Annotated in this window: 17 protein-coding genes and 1 tRNA gene; 11 read left to right on the plus strand and 7 right to left on the minus strand. The window is 65.9% G+C overall.

Features of this window, described 5'->3' with window-relative positions:
* Positions 1–195 precede the first annotated feature (195 nt).
* Positions 196–1011: a transcriptional regulator TbsP gene (gene tbsP / locus CRO01_RS02285; protein ID WP_097007494.1), complete on the plus strand. Its 816-nt coding sequence runs from the start codon at positions 196–198 to the stop codon at positions 1009–1011.
* Here the strand turns inward: tbsP and CRO01_RS02290 are convergent.
* Both CRO01_RS02290 and mct read right to left on the minus strand, forming a co-directional pair.
* The gene (locus tag CRO01_RS02290) at positions 1008–2780 is read right to left on the minus strand and encodes a helicase HerA domain-containing protein (RefSeq protein WP_097007495.1); all 1773 of its coding nucleotides are present in this window, start codon (positions 2778–2780) and stop codon (positions 1008–1010) included. The two genes, tbsP and CRO01_RS02290, sit on opposite strands and share 4 nt — an antisense overlap.
* 154 nt (positions 2781–2934) lie before the next feature.
* Positions 2935–4104, minus strand: coding sequence for a succinyl-CoA:mesaconate CoA-transferase (mct, locus tag CRO01_RS02295; protein ID WP_097007496.1), 1170 nt, complete (start codon positions 4102–4104; stop codon positions 2935–2937).
* Positions 4105–4278: 174 nt separating this feature from the next.
* Here mct and glmS point away from each other — a divergent pair, with 174 nt between their 5' ends.
* From glmS to citE, 5 genes are read left to right on the plus strand one after another with little or no spacing between them, the layout of a single operon-like run.
* Positions 4279–4719, plus strand: a complete 441-nt coding sequence (gene glmS, locus CRO01_RS02300; RefSeq protein ID WP_097007497.1) for a methylaspartate mutase subunit S — start codon at positions 4279–4281, stop codon at positions 4717–4719.
* Positions 4720–4723: 4 nt separating this feature from the next.
* On the plus strand, positions 4724–6157 hold the full coding sequence (locus tag CRO01_RS02305; protein WP_097007498.1) for a methylaspartate mutase subunit E: 1434 nt from the start codon (positions 4724–4726) through the stop codon (positions 6155–6157).
* 1 nt (position 6158) lies between these two features.
* On the plus strand, positions 6159–7499 hold the full coding sequence (locus CRO01_RS02310; RefSeq protein WP_097007499.1) for a methylaspartate ammonia-lyase: 1341 nt from the start codon (positions 6159–6161) through the stop codon (positions 7497–7499).
* Between the two features lie 11 nt (positions 7500–7510).
* Positions 7511–8623, plus strand: coding sequence for a 2-methylfumaryl-CoA hydratase (gene mch / locus CRO01_RS02315; RefSeq protein ID WP_097007500.1), 1113 nt, complete (start codon positions 7511–7513; stop codon positions 8621–8623).
* Positions 8624–8662: 39 nt separating this feature from the next.
* Positions 8663–9700: an L-malyl-CoA/beta-methylmalyl-CoA lyase gene (gene citE, locus CRO01_RS02320; protein WP_097007501.1), complete on the plus strand. Its 1038-nt coding sequence runs from the start codon at positions 8663–8665 to the stop codon at positions 9698–9700.
* Positions 9701–9730: 30 nt separating this feature from the next.
* Here the strand turns inward: citE and CRO01_RS02325 are convergent, their stop codons facing one another.
* Positions 9731–10303 (minus strand): response regulator, encoded by a 573-nt coding sequence (locus tag CRO01_RS02325; protein WP_097007502.1) that lies wholly within the window; start codon positions 10301–10303, stop codon positions 9731–9733.
* Positions 10304–10432: 129 nt separating this feature from the next.
* Here CRO01_RS02325 and CRO01_RS02330 point away from each other — a divergent pair, with 129 nt between their 5' ends.
* The 3 genes from CRO01_RS02330 (at position 10433) to CRO01_RS02340 (ending at position 11637) form a co-directional block, all read left to right on the plus strand.
* Positions 10433–10828, plus strand: a complete 396-nt coding sequence (locus tag CRO01_RS02330) for a hypothetical protein (protein WP_097007503.1) — start codon at positions 10433–10435, stop codon at positions 10826–10828.
* 123 nt (positions 10829–10951) lie between these two features.
* Positions 10952–11299 (plus strand): helix-turn-helix domain-containing protein, encoded by a 348-nt coding sequence (locus CRO01_RS02335; protein ID WP_218839142.1) that lies wholly within the window; start codon positions 10952–10954, stop codon positions 11297–11299.
* Positions 11299–11637: a hypothetical protein gene (locus CRO01_RS02340; RefSeq protein WP_097007505.1), complete on the plus strand. Its 339-nt coding sequence runs from the start codon at positions 11299–11301 to the stop codon at positions 11635–11637. Before CRO01_RS02335 ends, CRO01_RS02340 begins: the two co-directional genes overlap by 1 nt.
* Before the next feature lie 229 nt (positions 11638–11866).
* Here CRO01_RS02340 and CRO01_RS02345 read toward each other — a convergent pair.
* A tRNA-Ser gene (locus CRO01_RS02345) sits at positions 11867–11948 on the minus strand.
* A 55-nt stretch (positions 11949–12003) separates the two neighbouring features.
* A complete protein-coding gene (locus CRO01_RS02350; protein WP_097007506.1) occupies positions 12004–12756 on the minus strand; it encodes a hypothetical protein in 753 nt (250 codons plus the stop codon).
* A gap of 72 nt (positions 12757–12828) precedes the next feature.
* On the opposite strand from CRO01_RS02350, the gene CRO01_RS02355 reads away from it, so the two are divergent.
* Positions 12829–13020 carry a hypothetical protein gene (locus CRO01_RS02355; protein WP_097007507.1) on the plus strand — a complete coding sequence of 64 codons (192 nt, stop codon included), beginning with the start codon at positions 12829–12831 and terminating at the stop codon, positions 13018–13020.
* A 667-nt stretch (positions 13021–13687) separates the two neighbouring features.
* Here the strand turns inward: CRO01_RS02355 and CRO01_RS02365 are convergent.
* A complete protein-coding gene (locus CRO01_RS02365; RefSeq protein WP_097007509.1) occupies positions 13688–14320 on the minus strand; it encodes a uracil-DNA glycosylase in 633 nt (210 codons plus the stop codon).
* A gap of 142 nt (positions 14321–14462) precedes the next feature.
* Positions 14463–15494, minus strand: a complete 1032-nt coding sequence (locus CRO01_RS02370; RefSeq protein WP_097007510.1) for an Mrp/NBP35 family ATP-binding protein — start codon at positions 15492–15494, stop codon at positions 14463–14465.
* Positions 15495–15641: 147 nt separating this feature from the next.
* On the opposite strand from CRO01_RS02370, the gene CRO01_RS02375 reads away from it, so the two are divergent.
* Complete coding sequence (locus tag CRO01_RS02375; RefSeq protein ID WP_097007511.1) at positions 15642–15932, plus strand: 50S ribosomal protein L21e; 291 nt, start codon at positions 15642–15644, stop codon at positions 15930–15932.

The raw sequence follows: 15932 nt of genomic DNA on the forward strand, positions 1-15932 counted from the left end.
TGTCGGTCGACGAGCGTTTCGCGATCGGCGGACCGAAGTAGACACATATTTCGCACCCCGGCGGATAGTACCCGTCTCGGCGGGACGGCACTGATGAGGAACCACGGCCGTTCGTTCCCTCACTTACGCCGTAATTTCAGCAAATTCTGGTAATCCGATAAAATTAAGTGTGTTAGCGATTAACAGAGACTCGTGATGAGTGATAATATACTCGACCGAACGCGAGAGGAACTCGTCCGAGACGCCGTCGAAACGGCGGCTGACGGACTGCTGGTCCGCAACCCGTCCGCTGAGACGATCCGCGAACTCGTCTCGGTGCTGTCGGACGCCGACGACCGGCCGGCCGTTCGCCTGCTCGGCCAGTCCGGCGTCGTCAAAAACGTCATGAGCGACTTCATCGTCGCCAGTAGCGCTGCCGACCTCGTCGAGGACGGGACGCTCGAAGTCCGCGCGAGCGAGTCGGTCACCGGGAATCCCCTGTTGATCCACGACGACGCCGTCGTCGCCGTCGTGACCGCGGGGCAGTCGGTCGCCGGGCTCGTCTCCGACGACGATTCGTTCGTCGCGGATGCCCGCGACGCCCACGAACAGGACTGGGCCGCCGCGGAGACGTACCCGCTCCGGACGCCGCCGCTGTCGGCGGTCCACGACGGCCTCTCGAAGGAACTCGGCGAGCACGCTGAGCAGGACTTCCGCACGATGCTCGACTCGCTGGAGACGGCCCGTGGCGACGGCGACGGCCTCGACGAAGTGACGATCAGCCTGTTGGTCGCCGCCAAGAACGAGGAGCTTCTCTACGACGTGAGCAAGTGGGGCGAGGACACCGGCGTCGCCAGCAAGGCGACGTTCTCGCGCACTAAGACCGAACTCGAAAACATGGGCTTGATCGACACGGAGAAGGTCCCGATCGACGTTGGCCGTCCGCGCCTGCGCCTCAAGCTCGGCGACGAGCGGCTCGAAGACGCCGACAACGATCAGCTCGCAACGGTCGCCCAGTCGATGCTCAACTAAGCGTCGAACTGTTCTAACAGCTCGTCCAGCCCGTCTACGTCTTCTTCGACACGCTGCCCACACGCGATCAGCGCGTCGAGATCGAACGCGTACTCGCTCTGTGCGTTCCGAACGAGATAGGGTCGATCGCGCAGTTCCGAGAGGAACGACCAGACGTACTGCACCTGCACGTCGATCCGATCCGCGATCGTCGCCGCCGACAGCGGCCCGTCGGCAGCGATCTCCTCGACGATCGCTCGCTGGGCGCTCTCGCCGACGTGAGCGCGCTCGGCGGCCTCGCTGACCTCGGACGCGATCGGCTCGTTCCGAACGTACGCCAGCACCGACTCGGCGTCGAGGTCGTCGCCAGCCGCCCCGGCTGAGTCACTCCCTGCGCCGTCTCCTGTGGCACCCGTGTCGATCGCAGCCGCGTCGGCGTCGTCCGCGACCGCCTGCGCGTCGGCGTCTTCGGGAGCCGATGTGCGTTGCTCGTCGGTGTCTTCGAACGCGGCCGTTCCGCCGTCGCCGGTCGGGAATGACGCCTGCACGACGGATTGGCCCTCGTCGTCGAAGTCGATCGTCGCGGTCGATTCCTGTAGTTGCTGGTTCTCGGCTTCGAGCTGTTCGATGTAGTCGTGGGCATCGTCGAGGTCGCTCTCTAACTCGTCGACGCGGGCTTCGAGTTCCTCGATGTGATCGTTCTTGGCGGCCAGTCGCGCCTCGACTTCCTCTGGCGTCGATGCCACGTCGCCCCGCGAGAACGCGTTGGCGAGCTGGCGGGCGGCGTTCGATACGTCCCGGGCGTTTTCGAGGTCCTGTTCTAACTGATTGATCTTGGCGACCTTCTTGTCGAGTTCCTGCTGGAGGTCGGCGAGCTCGCTCTCGCGTTGCTCTTCTTCCTCGGAGATCGTCTCCAGATCATCCATCAGCGAGTCGCTGACCGACTTGAGTTCGGGGCGCTCGAAGTCGTCGAGGCCGGGGGTCGCGCCGGCGTCGAACGTGCGCTTGCGGCGGAACTGGATCTGGCGCACGTCGACTTCGGTCCAGTCGGTCTGGAGGAACGCCTCGCCGTCGGCCAGTTCCGAGACGGCTTCCTGATACTCGGTGTCGACGACGCGGCCGACGACCTTTGTGTCGTTGTCCCACGTGAGCCGGTGCCAGACGAGCCAGTTCGCCTGCGTGATGAAGTCCTTTTTCACGTCGGCGGGGCGCTGGCTGATGCCCATGATCCCCAGCCCGTGCTTGCGCCCGCGCTTGCCGATCTTGATCAGCATCTTGCCCGTCTCGCCGCCCCCGCCCTTCTGTGGGAGGTACTCGTGGACCTCCTCGACGACCAGCAAGAACGGCTTCTTGAGCTTCTTCTCCTTGGTAAAGAGATGTCGAGCGGTTTCTCGGAGCAGTTCGTCCGCCACGTCTTCGTCGAGGTAGCCCGACACGTCGAGGATGATCGGGACGTTCTCCTCTAAGGCGAGGCTGGCTACTTTCTCGGCGTGGTCGGGTCCGATCTGGATGTCACACTCCTCGTCGGCGCCCGCGTGGAGCAGTTCGTACTCCTCTTTGAGGCCGTAGTACTCGCCGTCGGTGTCGACGATCAGGACGGGATAGCCCGCGTCGAGCAACTCCTCGATCACGACGCTGGCGGTGTTTGATTTGCCCGATCCGCTCTTGCCCGTGACGAAGCCACGGCCCGTTAGCACGTCGACGACAGGTAACTCCACCGACGCGCCCGAGTTGGTGTCGCCCGCCGCGGCGGTCAACTCGCCGATCCGGATGCGCTCTTGCTCGCTCACTTGCGGCCCCCTCCCGTGTGTGTCGCTCGCTGACTCGTCATTACCAGTACCGTTTCCCGACGCATACTTGAAACCTCGCCCGGCGGGGAAAATAGGTCGGCCGAACAGTCGTCCGCCATTGCCACCCGATCAGTCGTCCGCTATAGCTCCCCAATCAGTCGTCCGCCTCGGCCGGCGCGGCGTCGTCCAGCAGCTCGTCGCGATGTTCGTCGAGCAGCGGCGCGCGCTCGCCCGGTCGCGTCGGCGTCTCGGTCATTTTGATCGGGTTGCCGGCGATCGTCACGTCGGCGTCGACGCCGGGCTGGTCGACATCGACGTGCATCTCGCGTGTCTCGACGTGGGGATCGGCCGCGATGTCGGCGGCGTCTTGGACGGGCGCGACCGGCAATCCGTCGAGCGCCGCCAGCACGGCGTTGGTCGGCTTGCTCCGCGTCCACTCGGCGACGGCGTCGCGCAGTGACTCGCGGTTGGCGAGTCGGCTCTCCCGGTCGGGATACTCCTCGGCGAGGTCGGATCGACCGATGGCGTCACAGAGCGTCCGCCAGTGGTTCGAGCCAAAGGCTGCGATCACCACGTAGCCGTCGGCCGTCTCGAACGCGTCGTAGGGGAACAGCGTCGGGTGAGAGTTGCCCTGTCGCGTCGGCGCCTCGCCGTCGTAGGAGTGCTGGTAGACGGCCCGCTCGCAGAGGCTGATCATGGCGTCGTACATCGCCGTGTCGACGTACTGACCCTCACCCGTGCGATCGCGGTGGTGGACTGCCGCGAGGATCCCCACCGCATTGAGCGCCGCGGTGAAGAGGTCGCCGACGCCGGGACCGACCTTCGTCGGTGGACCGTCCTCCTGTCCTGTGATCTCCATGACGCCGCCGAGCGCTTGGGCGACAAGATCGAACGACGGCTGGCCCTGTCGGTGAGTCTCGCCCGTGCGCGGGTCGCCGAAGCCCCGGATCGAACTGTAGATCAGCTCGGGGTTGCGCTCGCGCAGAGTCTCGTAGCCGAGATCGAACTTCTCCATCGTGCCCGCACGGTAGTTCTCGACGACCACGTCCGCACGCTCGACCAGCGAGAGGAACGCCTCGCGGTCGGCGTCGTCGCCGAGGTTCAGCTCGAGACTGCGCTTGCCCCGATTGACGCTCTGGAAGTACCCGCCGTACGCTTCGGCGTCGGCGTCCTCGTAAAAGGGCGGGTTCGACCGAATGAGATCGCCGCCCGGGCGCTCGATCTTTACCACGTCCGCGCCCATGTCCGCGAGCAACATCGTACAGTACGGGCCGGCGAGCACCTGCGTCAGATCGAGCACGCGCAAGTCGTCGAGCGCTCCCATGCCGGATCCGTCGGGGAGGGAATGGAAAAACCTTCCCTATAGATCATGAAGAATGTGGTTGACTCTCAATCTTTGTGATTGTCTACCATCCGACTATATTGAACCCCTTAAGGAATATTATCATGAAAAACCATTAACTATAAGGATTCTTCATTCGACGCCTGAAACACCGACATGGCGAAGACAGTCATCCTCGGCGTCATCGGATCCGACGCGCACGTCGTCGGCATCACGATCCTAGAACAGGCCCTGTCCGCAGCGGGGTTCGACGTCGTCAACCTGGGCGTCCAGACCTCTCAAGAGGACTTCATCACCGCAGCGCGCGACGCCGACGCCGAGGCTGTACTGATCTCGTCGCTGTACGGCCACGCGGAGCAGGACTGCCAGGGGTTCCGCGAGCGCCTCGACGAGGCGGGCCTCGACATCGTCACCTACATCGGCGGCAACCTCGCCGTCGGCCAAGACGACTTCGAGGAGACCCGCCGGCGGTTCCGCGAGCTCGGGTTCGACCGGGTCTTCGACTCGGAAACCGATCCGGAGGATGCCATCGCGGCGCTCCGACAGGACCTCCAGATCGCTACGACGGAGGCCGAACGCCACCGGGTCGAGGGATAGCTCGATGCTGCGAGACGAGCCAATCCCCGGCGAGCAGTTGCGACGCATCGACGAGGAGATCCGCGGCAACTGGCCGACCGGCCAGGCCGTCGACTTCGAGGAGGCGATCGCGTTCCACGAGTCGCTGCCGGCCTCGAAGCGCTTCGCGGACGTGCTCGAAGCCGCCGAGAAGCCGCTCCTCCAGCCCCGGGCCGGCGTCCCGCGGCTCGACGACCAGATCGACCTGCTCGAACACTTGCAGAATGCGGGCCAAGCCGACCTGCTCCCGACGACGATCGACTCCTACACGCGCGACAACGAGTACGAGAAGGCCCAGCAGGGGCTCGACGACGCCCGCGCCGACGGCGAGGACACGCTCAACGGCTTCCCCGCGGTCAACCACGGCGTCGATGGCTGTCGGGAGCTGATCGAAGCGCTCGACGCCCCGATCGAGGTCCGCCACGGGACGCCCGACGCTCGCCTGCTGGCGTCGATCACTTTTGCAGGCGGGTTCCAGAGCTTCGAGGGCGGGCCGATCTCCTACAACATCCCCTACACCAAAGAGCACGACCTCGAAGAGACGATCCGCCACTGGCAGTTCGTCGACCGCCTCGCGGGCGCCTACACCGAGCGCGGCGTCCGGATCAACCGCGAGCCGTTCGGCCCGCTGACGGGCACGCTCGTCCCGCCGTGTATCGCCATCGCGGTGATGGTGATCGAGGGGATGCTCGCGGTCACGCAGGGCGTCCGGTCGATCACGCTCGGCTACGGGCAGGTCGGCAACCTCGTCCAAGACGTCGCCGCGCTGCACGCGCTGCGCTCGCTCGGCGAGGAGTATCTCGGTGACGACGTTGCGGTCACCACCGTCTTCCACGAGTGGATGGGCGGGTTCCCGCCGGACGAGGCCCGCGCGAACGGCGTCATCGGGCTCGGCGGGATGACCGCCGCGGTCGCTCAGCCGGACAAGGTCATCACTAAGTCGCCCCAAGAGTTCCAAGGTGTCCCGACCAAGGAAGCAAACGCCGCCGGTCTGCGGACGACCCGACAACTCGTCGACATGGTGATCGAGCAGAACGTCCAGCTCGTCGGCGTCGACCGCGAGCTGAATCTGATCCAGAAGGCCAGCCGCGAACTGATCGAGGAAGTCCTCGCGCTGGGCGACGGCGATGTCGCGCAGGGCACGCTTGCGGCGTTCGACTCGGGCGCGCTCGACGTTCCGTTCGCCCCAAGCGACAGCGCGAAAGGCGACGTGTTGCCGGCCCGCGACGACGACGGCCGCATCCGGATCTTCGAGTTCGCCGACCTCGCGCTGTCGGACGACGTCAAGGAGATCCACCGCAACCGACTGGACTCCCGGGCGGACACCGAAGGACGCGACCAGACGTTCCGCATGGTCGCCGACGACGTCGACGCGATCAGCGACGGGAAACTGATCGGCCGACCGCAGGGAGGTGACTGAGATGCCTCAAATCCGCAGCATCCGGGCGATCCCGACGGTTTCGGGATTCTTCTTCGACGACCAGCGCGCGATCAAGGCCGGCGCCGAGCGCGACGGCTTCGACTACCGCGGCGACCCCGTCACGCCCGGGTTCGACGCCGTCCGCGAGGCCGGCGAGGCGCTGACGGTCGAACTCGAACTCGCGGACGGCACCGTCGCGACCGGCGACTGCGCCGCGGTCCAGTATTCGGGCGCCGGCGGGCGCGACCCGCTGTTTCGCGCCGCCGAGTACCGCCCGGTCGTCGAGGAGGTCGTCGGCCCCGAACTGGTCGGGCGCGACGCCGACGCGTTCGCCGACAACGCGGCCGTGGTCGAATCGATGACGCCGGCCGCGATCGAGTCGCTCTCGCCCGCCCCGGGTCCCCACGGGAGCGGCGGCGTCCCCGACGCCGACGGTGAGCGCAGCGAGAAGCTGCACACCGCGGTGCGATACGGCGTCTCGCAGGCGCTCTGTGACGCCGCGGCGAAAGCCCGCGGGACGACCCGGACGGACGTGCTCGCCGACGCGCTGGGAACCGAGCCGGCGACCGAGCCAGTGCCGGTGTTCGGCCAGTCGGGCGACGACCGCCGGACGAACGCCGAGAAGATGCTCGTCAAGGGCGTCCCGGTGCTCCCTCACGGCCTGTTCAACAGCGTCGAGAAGGTCGGCGCCGAGGGGGAGAAGCTCCGCGAGTACCTCGCGTGGCTCGCCGACCGGACAACTGAACTCGGCTCGGATTCGTACGCGCCCCGATTCCACGTCGACGTGTACGGCGTGCTCGGCGACGTTTTCGGGCCGCCGTACGACCGGGCCGAGGTCGTCGACTACTTCGCCTCGCTCGCCGAGGCCGCCGCGCCCTACCCCCTGCAGATCGAGGGGCCGATGGACGAGGGCCACAGGAGAGAACAGGTCCGGGCGATGGCAGAACTGCGCGACGGTCTCGCGGACGCCGGCGTCGGCGTCGACATCGTCGCCGACGAGTGGTGCAACACGTTCGACGACGTTCGGGCGTTCGTCGACGCCGGCGCGGCCGACCTCGTGCAGATCAAGACGCCCGATCTCGGCGGCATCCAGCGCAGCGCCGAGGCGGTTCGGTACTGCGAGGGCACCGACACCCGCGCGTACCTCGGGGGCACCTGCAACGAGACCGACGTGTCGGCGCGGGCCTGCGCCCACGTCGCGCTGGCGACCGACGCCGCGCAGGTGCTCGCCAAGCCGGGCATGGGGTTCGACGAGGGGTACATGATCGTCGAAAACGAGATGCGCCGGACGCTGGCCCGGCGCGACGCCGACGGCCAGCGGGCCGCGGCCGCGGACGACTGACCGATATTCCAATGACAGACGATACCGATCCGACAGACTGGACCGATCCCGAGACGTTCCGCGCGGCCCTCGACCGTGCCGACACGCGCGAGAAGGGAACCTACTTCGAGGCGTTCGCGGAGGGCGACCGCATCGAACACGATCCGGGCATCCGCCTCTCCCGGGCCGGCAACGAGCGCTGGATGGCCCAGACGCTCAACCACGACCCGACGTTCTGGCGATCCGACGCCGCCGCCGAGCGGGGCTACGACGAGCCGCCGATCCACCCCGACTACCTGCTGGCGGCGACGATGGGCCCGAGCGTCGAGGATCTCAGCGAGAAGGGCGGCTACTTTCTCGGGCGCACCGGCGTGCGCTACCGGACCGATGCGGTCTATCCGGGCACCGAACTCCGGGTCGACTCGACGGTGATCGAGACGCGCGCGTCCGGTTCCCGCCCCGACTACGGCATCGTCACGTGGGAGACGACCGGCCGGGACGCCGACACCGGCGACGCACTTCTGTCCTACCGCCGGACGAACATGATCCCGCGGCGCGAGCCGATCGAGACCGACGGCGGGCAGACGACCGGCGACCGAGTCGATGCCGGCACCGAACCCGAACCGGAACTTCCCGACACTCTACTGACGCCCGATGGCCAGCATTTCGAGGACTTCAGCGACGCGCTCGACGACGCCGACGGACGGGACGCCGCGGTGGCGTACCGCCACGAGCGCGGGCGCACGATCGACGACGCCTTGCTCGCCGGACTCCCGCTGGCGACGCTCAACACCGCGAAGCAGCACCACGACGCCGCGACGATGGCCGACTCGCCCTCTGGCGAGCCGGTCGTCTACGGCGACGTGACCAGATCTATCGCGCTCGGTCACGCTCGTTCCGACGAGCGCACGTACCGCGAACTGGGGTACGACGACGAGCGTTTCCACGACTTCGTGACCGCGGGCGACACGGTCTACGGGTTCACGCGCGTGTTGGACGCCAGCGAGACGCCGACGATCGACGTGCCGTCCGGCGTCGACGCGACCGACGCTGGAGCAGTCCGATTCGAGCACGTCGCGTTCAACCAGAACGAGACGCCCGTTTACTCGGGAACCAGAACCGCGCTGATCGAGACGAGAAACTGACCGACCGCACGCGACACCGACCAGACTACGACATCCACCATGCCACGACTCTGCCGCACGTTCCAGACCGCACCGGCCGCCGTCCCCCGCGAGGACTCGGCGAAGTATCTCCGCTCGGGCCTGACAGCCGAGGGCTTTGCCCTCCCCGACTGGCTCGTGCCCGATCTCGAAGACGGCACAGCGCCGGAGATGAAAGACGCCGCGCTGGAGAACACGGTCGAACTCTTGCCCGAATACGCCGAGGACTTCGCAGGCGAGCTCTGGCCCCGCGTCCAGTGGGGGTACGACAGCGAGCGCGACCGTGACCGCGGCCGCGAGGAGATCGAGACGCTCGTTCGCGAGATCGGCGAGGAGATCGACGGCGTCGTCGTGCCGAAGGTCGGCCGCGTCGAGGACGTGCGACGCGCCAGCGAAGCCGTCGCGGGCTTCGAGCGCGACTACGGCGTCGACGAGGGCTCGATCGAACTGTCGGTCATCGTCGAAACGGCCCGCGCCGTCTCCGACCTCCCCGAGATCGCCCGTCTCGGAGACGACGGCCGGCTCTCCGGACTCGTCTTTGGGCCCGTCGACTACACCGCGGAACTGGGCGGGCGGGAGTTCGACGGCTCGCGCCCCGTCTGGCCCGGCTTACTCGAACGCCTCTCGAACGAGGCCAGTGCAGCCGATCTGGTCGCCGTTGGCGGTCCCTTCGACCAACTGTTCGAGGAGCGCGCCGGCGTGACCTTCTACAACGGCGACGCCTACGCCGACCAGGTCGAGCGCGAGGCTGCCGTCGGACTCGACGGAAGTTGGTCGCTCCACCCCAACCAGACCGAGCAGGCAAACCGCATCCACATGCCTCGTCCCGAGGAACTGCGCCGCGATGTCGGCCGGATCGAAGCGTTCCAAGACGCCAAATCCGGCGGGACCGGCGCCGTCTCGGTCGACGGCCAGATGATCGACGAGGCGACGTTCAAGAACTTCGCCAACACCGTCGAAACGGTGCGAGCGATCCACGAGACGCGCCCGCGCCAGACCGCAGAGCGGTTCGACGACGCGCTGTTGGAGCGGGCGCTCGCGCTCGACACCGCTTGGTGACGGCGTCACGACGCCGACACCGGGACGCGGTCAGTCGTCCTCGAACCCGCTCGCGGAGAAATCCAACTCGTCGTACTCGCTTAGCATTCGTTCGAGGTCCTCGCGCAGCGACTCGGCCAGCACCGTCAGTTCTTCGTACCGGTCGTCGGCCTCCAGATCGGCGTAGGACTTCTCGTCTTCGAGCGCAGAGAGCTTGGCTTTGAGCCGAAAGTACTCGTTCAGTCGCGTGTCGTAGGAGTCGAGCAACAACTGCGTCTCGACGGCGTCGCGGACCTCCTCCTCGGTGGCCGGCTTGACGAGGTACTCGTCGAACGCCATGTCGACGATGTCGAAGTCGGGCTCGATCGCCGTCACCATCACGACGCGGCAGTCGTACCCCTCCTCCCTGAGTTGCCGGAGCACCTCGTCGCCCGATAGTTCGGGCATCCGTCGGTCGAGCAAGACGACATCGACCTGCGCGTCGATGGCATCGAGCGCCTCCGCTCCGCTGTACGCGCGCCGCACTGAGTAGAGCTCGTCGAGATAGGTCGCGTACAGGTCCGTGACTCGCTCCTCGTCGTCGACGACGAGAATCGTTGCCTCCGGCCCCACGTGGTCGTCCATCACCCTGCCGTTTCGTATCACACGTGAAATAGCTTCGGCATGATGTCACTGTCGAGTTCGCTGAATGGAGATTCGCTGGCCCAGCAAATCTGAGTAATTTCCTTACTAATAGCTCCACTACACGTTCGTATGTCCGACACACCACCGCTGAGGGACCGCCTCAAAGCCGACCTGACGAGCGATTTCTCGGTCAGCGCGAGTGCCGCGCTCGCAGCGCTGGTCGCGCTGTTTGCGTTCGCTCGGATCGACGACTCGACCACGGGCGGACTGTTGCTCGCACTTGCTATCGCCGTATTCGTTCCATACGCGTACGAACGGGTCTGGCCCGAGGAGTACGCCAGCGTTCCGGCAGTCGTGTGGACCATCTCGGCAGCCCTCATCACGTCGGGGCTCTTCGTCGGCGTCTATCAGCTCAGCGTCGATGCGGGCGCCGGGGAGTACGCACCGGGCATCGCGTTCGTCGTGACCGTCGTGGTCCAGTACGCCGTCGCCGCATTGTTTATGCGTGCTCGACAGAATGCGTGAGAGCACACGGCCTGTGATGGATGATCTGCACCCGGAGCGCCCACGATGAGCCACTACACCACCGCCCAACGGCTGTTCTCCCCCGAGCGGCTGTGGCCAACGTCTCTCCCGGAGTGGATCGACGTGCCTGAGGATCCGGATCCGGACGAAGTCCTCGATTTGCTCGACGATCAGTACGCGAAGGCGATTCTACGACAGACGCGGGACACTGCGCTGTCGGCAAAGGAGATCAGCACGGCGTGTGACATCTCCGTCTCGACGGTGTATCGGCGTACTGAGCGGCTGGTCGACTGTGGGCTTCTGGCTGAACGCCGCATCGCACAGTCCGACGGAACCCACCACAGCACCTACGAAGCGCGGCTGGATGAGGTGACGGTCAGCCTCACTGACGATGGCTTCGAAGTGACGATCGACGAGAAGCCGACCGGCGATCTCGCCGACCGCTTTACAGACATGTGGGAGGGACTCTAATGTCGGTCCTGCAAGCGACTGTGGCACAGCAGTCAGACTATCTCCTCTTGCTGTCCGTGTCGCTGATCGCCGTCGGGCTAGCGCTGTTCATCGTATTTCACGCATTCCGGGGCTACCAGCGCAACGACAGCCGCCGGACGCTGTTTCTCGCCATCGGGCTCTGTCTCATCACCGTCGTCCCGATGACGCTCTCGATCGGCGTCAACTCGCTGGGCCAAGCGACCGATGTCCCGCCTCGCGTCTACACGTTCTTCCTACCGGTGCTCAGCCGACTGAGTGAGATCACCGGGCTTTGTACTCTGCTGTACTCGCTGCTCATCACGCCGGGACAATCGTGAGATGGCGCTCTGACTGGCTCTCCAGTCGGTCCACCGTCTACTCGAACTGCAGCATCTCCTGATCTGAGGTCAGTGTGCGAGCCCTCGCAGACGGCGGTGGGGATGGGATTTGAACCCGGTGCAAACGCTCGCTGTGCTCGCGTTTGCGTGATTCAAATCCAACCGTTTCCGAATCACTGCTCACAGTGGCGAGCACACGAGGTGCTCGCCGTTCGTTCGCAGTAGAATACGGTGGGGATGGGATTTGAACCCATGAGGCTGACGCCACCGGTTTTCAAGACCGGCGCAATAGGCCGCTCTGCCACCCCACCTCGACCCAACCTACGCGGGGCCCGCCTTAAGAACTAACGGATATCCGACGCGGCGTCACTCCCGGACGAGCGTCGGCCCGTCGTCGTCCTCGACGCGCAGTCCGAGATCGTCGATCTGCATTGCAGTGAACTCGGGGACGATCCGCCCAGCTGTGACCCGAGAGCGGACCAGCGAGACGAGCGACCGAAGGCCGGCAGCCGTGTCGATGGTGGGAAGCATCTCGGTGTACTCGACGGCGTGGCCGGCGTCGACGGCGCGGGTCGCCATCGTCTCGACGGCCGGCGGTTCGTAGGCGCCCTGAAAATCGATCGTGTCGGCGAAGCCGGCGTAGTACACGTCGCCGTCGGGCGTCGGTCCGAGGACGACTGGGTTGTTGCGGAGCTTCATCGCGGCGCCGTCGACGTGGGTTCGGGCGAGCAGCGGCGCAGTCGGCGAAATCGCGGCGGCAGACGTTGCCTCCTCGCGGTCGAGCAAGTGAGTGATCGTATTGCCCACTCGTGCCGAGCGCGTCGTGCCGACTTGCACCTCGAACCGGGTGTCGTCGGCGCCGTCGAGCGCGTCCCGAGCGAGCGCGCGCAGTTCCTCTTCGGCACTTTGCTCGCCGTGGTGTTTCTCGGGCAGATCCACGTCCGACCGGTAGTTCACCAGCAGGTCGCCGCCGCTGTCGGCGACGGCGCTGACGACATCTTTGTACGCGGCGGCGTACAGGTCGGCCGCTTCCTCGCCGGACAGCGGCGTCGTCTCGGCGAGTTCCGGCAGTACGAGCCCCTCGCGCGGCGGCTCCGCGACGACTGCGACGACTGTCATGGGTTGAACTCGCGCTCGCGGACCCTTGAACCCGCCGTTTTATTGCACCGCATCCGGTAGGAACGCCTCAGTATGCGACAGCGTCTGCTCGGCGGGCTCGGAGTGGTGATCGTCGCGGCACTCGTCGCCGGTGGCGGCTGGCGGCTCGCCGCGACGCTCGGGCAACCAGAGGCCGCAACCGCGGTGTTCGTCGTGGCTGCGCTCGTGATCGCCGCTGTCGTCGGGGTTCGGTCGCGGGACTGGACGACGACGCCGTACTGGTGAGAAGCGGCGTCGATCCGCCAGACGGACTCTGTTGAAAGCCTCAGAAGTTGATAGAACTTCTGTACGACATACAAAGGATGTGGTCAGCACGTCAACTTTGCCACTGTAGACACGCTTGTATGTAGTCTTCAGCGAAGATCGGGGTGGACTACTCCCAGTAGGAGTCAACCGATTTACCAGCGAGTCGTGCTCGGACGAACAGGTACGTGTAATGAACTGGGACGTAACCGAGACAGAGAAACCAGCCCTGTGGTTTCGAGACTAACTCCCATGTGCGGGCAACGCCCCTTGTCGTTTCTGTCGAAAGCGTTTCCAAGCCGGTGATCGACTCGAGAGCTGGTCCGACCACCACCACAAACACGGATACATAGAGAATAGCCACCACAATAATTTCGAGCGATTGTTTGGAACTCATCGTTCGGCAAGTGGCAGCCAGTAGATGGAGGCCCCAGATAAAACCATTCTGAGACTGGTTGGAAGATGGATGGTCGAGGTCGTCAAGAGACACTTCTGTAATACCTACCCCTGAGTCTGTCTCTTCATGCTACACTCTACAACAATTGGTCCGTGGCCGACTTGTGCCCTGCAGTCAGCAGAGGCACCGAGAACTGTCTTCAACGAAGGATTTCAACAACGCCACCGGACGACAACCGCGGGTCGATGGTGCCTATCGGCCGCGCCGTCCCTTCGTCTGTCGGTAGTCGGTCGCCATCAGCTCCGCAAACGACTCGACGAACGCCTGCGTCTGGGCGTCTGTCTGCTCCTCGGGCGCGATCATCGGCACGAGTTCGAAGCCGCGGCCGCGGATTCGCTCGCCGTGGTCCTCCACGATGTCGAGTTCGTCGGCGGGCGTCGTCGTGTACTCCGTGCCGATCGCTTCGAGCGCGCGCTCGCCGATCGGCACGAGGATCTCGGGGTTGATCATCCGGATCTCGGCGTTCAGATACGGCTCACAGTTGCCGATCTCCTCGTCGGTCGGCGCCCGGTCCGGATGCCGACAGCGGGTCAGGTACGTGAGAAAGGCGTTTCCGAGCTCCGGGTCCTCACTGTCGGCCGGCGACCCACAGAGGCCGAGCCGGCGGAGGATTTCGAGTAGCTGCCGCCCGGCGTCGTCGCCGGTAAAGGGTACGCCGGTCTCGTCGGCGCCGGGGCCGGGCATCTCGCCGACGAAGAGGAAGTCGGCGCCCACGTCGCCGTACCCGTGAGCGATCGACGAGCGCGTCTCGCAGAGTTCGGGGCAGTTCCGGCAGTCCTCGTCCATCCCGAACGGGTTCGACAGCTCCTCCTGATTTGCGTCCACAGGCCCGGATTGGCCGTGGACCGTAATAAGCGAACGGCACTGGCGCCGAAATGGCGTCGATCAGACGCCGCCGGTCGTCGTCACACACCGCCGGGCGCCGGCCGGCGCCCCTGAACGCCACCGTTCGGCTGGTCGAGCAGAACTACCTGCGTCGCCGGACGATCCCGGCGTTGTTCGCAACGTTTTCGGCCATTTCGCGGAACGCCGCACCGGTGTCGCTGTCGTCGTCGAGCACGATCGGACGCCCCTCGTCGCCGCCCGTTCGGACCTCGGGATCGAGCGGGATCGACCCGACCAGCGGCATGTCGTGTTCCTCGGCGAAGCGCTGGCCGCCGTCGCTGCCGAAGATGTCGTGCTCGCCGCCACAGTCCGGGCATTTGAACGTCGCCATGTTTTCCGCGATGCCGAGCACCGGCGTGTCGTGCTTGCCGAACATCTCAAGTCCTTTCCGGGCGTCGTCGAGCGCAACGTCCTGTGGCGTCGTGACGATGACGGCGCCGGTGACCGGCACGGTCTGCAGCAGGGTGAGCTGGGTGTCGCCGGTGCCCGGCGGCAGGTCGATCACCATGTAATCGAGGTGGCCCCACTCGACGTCCTCCCAGAGCTGGGTGAGCACCTTGTGGACCATCGGGCCGCGCCAGATCACGGGGTCGTCCTCGCCGACGAGAAAGGCCATGCTCATCAGTTTCATCCCGTACTGCTCGGGCGGGACGAGCTGCTCGTCTTTGGTGGCCCGCGGGGGCTCGTCGGCGTCGACCATCCGCGGGACGTTCGGCCCGTAGATGTCGGCGTCGAACAGCCCGACGCGGGCGCCCATCTCCGAGAGACCCGCCGCGAGATTGACGGCGACCGTGCTCTTTCCGACGCCGCCCTTGCCCGAGGCGACCGCGATCACGTTCTCGACGTTGGGGAACACCTGCTCCTCGGCGGGGACGCCGTCGTCGACGTTCGCGGACAGCGACACGTCCAGTCCCTCGGCGCCCAGTACCTCCCGCACCTCGTCTGCGATGGCTGTCTCGTTCGGGGAGTATGGCGCGCCCAGCGCCAGCGAGATGTGAACCGACTCGTCGCCCTCGAACGCAACGTCGTTGACGAGACCGAGCGAGACGATGTCGTCGCCGAGGTCGGGGTCCTCGACCCGGCCGAGCAGGTCGAGCACGTCGTCTTCGTTCATAGTCACACCTAGGCTCGGACCGGTCGAAAAGGGTTGTGAAGCATCGACGTAGCGTGGCGCCCGAGGAGCGTTCGGCCACGCGAGCGCGGCCTCGCGGACGGGAACGCACCATTTATTACGCCGAGCGGTCAAAGCGGGGATACGACTATGCCAAACTCTAATGGACCCCGTTCGGGCACCCGCAACAAGCTCGCTAACCACCCGCGCGAGAGTGGCGCATCTCCGCCGCAGCGCTCGATCGAGGACTTCGACGAGGGCACGAACGTCCACCTCAAGATCGACCCCAGCGTCCCCGATGGCCAGTTCCACCCGCGCTTCAACGGCCACACCGGAACCGTCGTCGGACGCCAGGGCCGCGCGTTCCAGGTCGAGATCAGCGACAAGGGCAAGACCAAGAAGCTGATCATCAACCCCGCGCACCTGAAGGCCCAAGAGTAG

Source organism: Natronoarchaeum philippinense (genome assembly GCF_900215575.1).
In the GTDB taxonomy this organism is placed as follows: domain Archaea; phylum Halobacteriota; class Halobacteria; order Halobacteriales; family Natronoarchaeaceae; genus Natronoarchaeum; species Natronoarchaeum philippinense.